We start from the raw sequence: 5,273 nt of genomic DNA, 5'->3' as shown, positions 1-5,273 counted from the left end.
TTCAGTTCTTACATAAGCTTTGTACAAATAAATCGTATCCGCATTTCCCGAACCACCGCTGATTGTGATCTGAGCTGATTCATTGTTACTCAAACCGTCTGCTGATTCAATATACGCCGTAAACGGATAGTATGAGGAATTCGAATTTCCTTCCCCAAATCCATAGTTGTTGGAATCTTCGGGATAAGGAGAAATTTCAGTAATGGTTGCAGCAAAACTGATTCCGCTTTCATTCCCCATTCCCTGGACCACATCTCCTTTTTTGATTGTATCCAGCTTCAGTTCGCTGATAGCACCCTTTACATACAACCCTTCATCGCTGGTAATCACAACGAAAGCTTTTCCGTCAATTTCACCAACATTGGGATCTCCCACACTTTTTACAACTCCGTTAATTGTAGATGAAATTGTAGCTTCATTTACTTCTCTTCTGGATTTTTCAATTTTTAAGTCTGATTCCCGTTTATCCAGTTCCAGTTTACGGATCTCCGCTTCCTTTTCCCTAATTGCCTGCTTTAATTCATCTTCGGTGTAACCCTCATCAAAATCACCAGGATCACTCCAGTCAACATCCCCCGGATCTGACCAGTTGCCGTCCTTATCATCATCTTCAGGCGGATCATTAATATCGGTTTCCTGTTTTTTAATTCCATCGCTGGTAAATACCCAGGAGGTTCCCGGAGCATATCCATGGGTCACTTTAATGGTTCCATCAAATCCTATGGATTTTATAAATCCTCCCGTCAGGGAATCCGCTTCACGGATTTCCAGTTTTGCATGATATCCGCTTCGGATGGACTTTTCACCCTTTTCATCAAATCCCAGCATTTTATTAATAAAGGAACCTTTAACTACCGTCCCATCCTTGCAGAAGAAGACATAGGGATTTTTCTTTGTACCTTCTCCCTTATAGGGTTCGGACTTATAATCCAGGATATCATAAGGCTTAATTGAAGCTGCAGGTGAATCTGCCGGTTCATTGTAATGATAATTCAATGTAAAGGTACCTGCCGGCTTCTCTTTTGCAATCAGCGTGTATTCTGCTACCTCTTCACCTTTAACGGTATAGGTGCCGGATGGATCTAAATTGGAGAACGTTGTACTCCATTTATTATCTGCGGTCAATGTCCTGACATCCACTTGCTTGTCTCCATTCATCAAGGTAACTTTCACTCCGGAAGGATAATCCGTCACTGCATTGGTGCCATGATTCCAACCAATATTTACAATTACACTGTTTAATTCTGACGGAGCTTCTGTGGATGGTGCGTCTGTCTGATGGTTTGTCTCTCCCGGCGTTTCCGGGCTGTCTGTCGGTTTTGTTTCCGGGGCATCTGTGCTGTCATTGCTTTCACTTGCCTGAGTATCCGTAGTATTGGTTTCTCCTGTACTTCCGGTATTGTCCGTACTATCCGTACTATTGGTACTTCCCTGCATCTGGCTCATGGAAGCCGTCACAAAATGATCAGTCAGTACTGCCCTTGCTTCATCACCTGGTCCATCATCTTCATCATCCGAATCATCAACAGGCGACTGCTTGGGAACATTGTTGTTCCTGGCTGAATTTGGCAGAGGTGTAACCTTTTTTAACTTTTCAAGATCATTTTTGGATCCCTGGATTTTTAATTCCAGTGTCTTACCATCCAATTCATACATCTCCAGATTCAGTTCCATAAGCGTCGTATCATAAGACAACAGCTTATCACCTACTTTAACTTTATCCCCTTCTTTTACATATACTTCATTTACAATCTGATCGGATGCCAGATGTACTTCCTGGCTGACATCAGATACGATATTGGCATACAGTGTACTTCCGTCTCCCATCATCCCCATTCCCTGAAACTGGGAAACCGGAATGACTTCGACCGGATCACCACCAGATTTCACTACTTTAAATACTCCAAACCCGGCGGCACCGACTGCAAGAACAGAAGCTATACATATACCTGCTATGGCAATTTTTTTCACTTGGTAACCTCCTCCTTTGGATTGCTTTCAGAGAGTTCTCCGTCAAATATATATACCGTCCTTTTTGCACATTTTGCAATGCCCGGGTCATGGGTAATCATAACAACGGTTACCCCTTCTTCATTTAACTTTTCAAATAACTCCATAACCTGTTTGCTGGATCTGGAGTCTAATGCTCCTGTAGGCTCATCTGCAAGAATTATTTTCGGATTATTTACCAGTGCTCTGGCAATTGCAACCCTCTGCTTCTGCCCACCGGATAACTGTGTCGGTTTAAACTCTATACGGTCTTCCAGCCCCACTCTTTCCAGTGCCTGTGCCGCTCTTTTCAAACGTTCCTTTTTATGAACACCTGCATAAATCAAAGGTAATGCAACATTTTCCAGTGCGCTTTGCCTGGGAAGCAGCTGAAAGGTCTGAAATACAAATCCTACGCTCTTTAGACGTACATCCGCTATGGATTCCTCTTTTAATCCCAGTACATCCTGTCCATCCAGCAAAAATGTTCCTTTTGTCGGCTTGTCCAGACATCCGACAATATTCATAAGCGTTGATTTTCCGGAACCGGATGGTCCCATTATTGCAACATATTCACCTTTTTCTACATGAAGGCAAACATCCTTTAATACCGGGACAACCATTTTGCCCTGAATATAATCTTTATAGATATGATCTAACTCAAGAATCACTTTGTTGCCTCCATTTCTCAATTGCCTGCTGAAGCCGGAGCAGAACCATCACCTTCAATTGTTACAGGTCCCGGCGCTGATACGCTTCCTTCAGCATCATTTTCATCCATTGCATCATCTGGTCCTTCTACATCACCTGGAGCAAAATCAATCGAATCACTATTATCACCTTCATCATTTTCGTCAAAACTCTGAATTTCCATGCTGCCGGCTCCGCTGTCGCCGTTCATGCTTCCTCCCGGCATGGCGCCTTCGCCGCCCTGAAGATCGCTGTCGCCGCCTTCTTCACCATCTTCTCCATTCTGTCCTGACAGATCATTAATGTTTCTGGTTACCGGAGCTCCATCTTCGATGGTATCATCCGGATAAGCAATATAATCCTCTGCTGCTAAGCCCTCTGTAATCTGATATTTCTGCAGATCTTCATCAAATTCCCCAAGTGTAACTTTTCGTTTCTCAATCTTATCCTTCCCGTCTGCCGCCCATACATAGGCTTCTTCCGGTTTTTCTTCATCCATAATGAGATAATAGCTGTCCAGCCAGATTCCGTCTTTGTGGTCTTCCTGTCCATTATCCATTTCAATATAAACATGCTGGCCCAGCATTAAACCGTCAGCTGAATCCAAAACTACATAAAACGGATAGTTGCTGGAGGTTGTATCCGAACTTCCGCTGCTCATATACATACTGTTCTGGCTGGATTCCGGCTTGTCTGTTTCCACTGATGTAAGTGTACCTTTCCATGTCTTATTCTCATCCACTCTGGAACGGATAATAACCGGATTACCTTCAATAATAGAGGACATATTCTGTTCATTGACTTTTCCTTTTACACGATAATCCCCGGTAGCCAATACCGTCATAAAAGGTTCTGCTTCACCTGTACTGGTTGTAGCAGTACCATCCTTATTAATCGATTTAACAACACCTGCTATTTCGCTCAGCACATCCGCATTTGCAATGGTCTTCTTCAGATTTTCAATCTCAACTGCTTTTGTTTTCTTTTCATATTCTGACCGCTTCACTGAGTTCTGTGCAGTCTGGATCTGGGTTGTATAGCTCAGCTGTTCATCTGCGCCGGCTTCTTTCTTCTCTTTTTCCAGTTCTGCAATATTATTATTAGCGGTATCTATGTCAGACTGAATACGCTCCAGATCAATCTGCGCCTGATTCAGGCTGTCTTCGGATTCCTGGGTATCATAGGTAAATAATTTATCCCCTATTTTAACCTCCTGCCCCTCTTCCACATAGATCTCTTTTATTTTCTTATCCTGAGACACTTCAATTTTCCAGGTTTCCTGCGGTTCAATAACGCCGGAATATCTTCCGTTTAAGCCGTCCCCACTGGATAAACCGGCCAGATTAGCCACGGAATCCACATATACGGCATTCTTGCCCGAAGCAGTGCCTGTCCCTCTGAATTTGAAAAACCATATCGCTAAACCTATCACTGCCAAAACCAGGATAACTGTTATAACAATTATAAGTTTCTTTTTCTTCTTATCCATTTTTTACCTCCATAAACCCATAATAATGTTGATTATACCACCTGCCACTATGTGTGTCATTAAGAATTCATTAATTTCACATAAAATTCAAAAACCACCTTTTCCTGAATTTACTGCTTATTCTGGAAAAAGTGGTTCCTGATAAATTTATGATAATGGATATTTTTCGGTGAGACTCCGTACAAGTGCCAAAGCTTTGTCATGGTTTTCTTCCGGTGACTGAAGCATCATTGCAATTGCATCTGCAATCACATCCATATCCGCTTCTACCATACCTCTGGCGGTAACTGCAGGTGTTCCAAGCCTTACACCGCTTGTTACAAATGCTGACTGAGGATCATTTGGAATGGTATTCTTATTGCAGGTGATATTCACACTGTCTAAAATCTTCTCAACTGCTTTTCCGGTCTGTCCAAGAACGGATAAGTCAACCAGCATCAGGTGATTGTCCGTACCGCCGGATACAATCTTAATACCGCGGTTCATCAGTCCCTTGCTCAGCGCCTGGGCATTCTTAACTATATTTCTCTGATATTCTTTATATTCATCGGATAATGCTTCTTTAAAGCAGACTGCTTTTGCTGCAATCACATGCATCAGAGGACCTCCCTGGATTCCAGGAAATACTGCTTTATTGAAGTTGAATTTTTTAGCTGTTTCTTCACTGCATAAAATCAAACCACCACGTGGTCCGCGAAGTGTCTTGTGTGTAGTCGTAGTTACTACATCAGCGTATGGGATTGGGCTTGGATGAACTCCGGCTGCTACCAGTCCTGCAATATGTGCCATATCCACCATCAGATATGCATTTACTTCGTCTGCAATCTCACGGAACTTCTTAAAGTCGATGGTTCTTGCATATGCGCTTGCACCTGCAACTATCATTTTGGGTTTTGATTCCAGGGCAATTCTTCTTACTTCTTCATAATCAATGAAACCTTCATCATTTACTCCATAAGGAACTGCATTAAAATAGGCACCGGACATATTAGCCGGGCTTCCATGTGTCAGATGTCCGCCGTGTGCGAGATTCATTCCCATCACGGTATCCCCTGGCTTTAACATTGCAAAAAATACAGCCATATTCGCCTGTGCGCCGGAATGG

At 42.9% G+C, this 5,273-nt stretch carries 4 protein-coding genes; all 4 read right to left on the bottom strand.

Going from position 1 to position 5,273, the window contains the following annotated elements; genetic code table 11:
- A partial coding sequence (locus ACH2DQ_RS05325; RefSeq protein WP_395025858.1) for a Cna B-type domain-containing protein occupies positions 1-1,971 on the bottom strand: 1,971 nt, incomplete at its 3' end.
- The gene (locus tag ACH2DQ_RS05320; protein WP_394915880.1) at positions 1,968-2,660 is read right to left on the bottom strand and encodes an ABC transporter ATP-binding protein; all 693 of its coding nucleotides are present in this window, start codon (positions 2,658-2,660) and stop codon (positions 1,968-1,970) included. The genes ACH2DQ_RS05320 and ACH2DQ_RS05325, both read right to left, overlap by 4 nt.
- A 17-nt stretch (positions 2,661-2,677) precedes the next feature.
- Positions 2,678-4,168, bottom strand: a complete 1,491-nt coding sequence (locus tag ACH2DQ_RS05315; RefSeq protein ID WP_395025856.1) for a biotin/lipoyl-binding protein — start codon at positions 4,166-4,168, stop codon at positions 2,678-2,680.
- 147 nt (positions 4,169-4,315) lie between these two features.
- Positions 4,316-5,273, bottom strand: a 958-nt coding sequence (gene glyA, locus ACH2DQ_RS05310) for a serine hydroxymethyltransferase (RefSeq protein WP_395025854.1), incomplete at its 5' end; no start/stop codon positions are given.

This window comes from Robinsoniella sp., assembly GCF_034124845.1.
The sequence above is the reverse complement of the archived record's forward strand: the minus strand, read 5'-3'. Positions and strand labels throughout refer to the sequence as shown.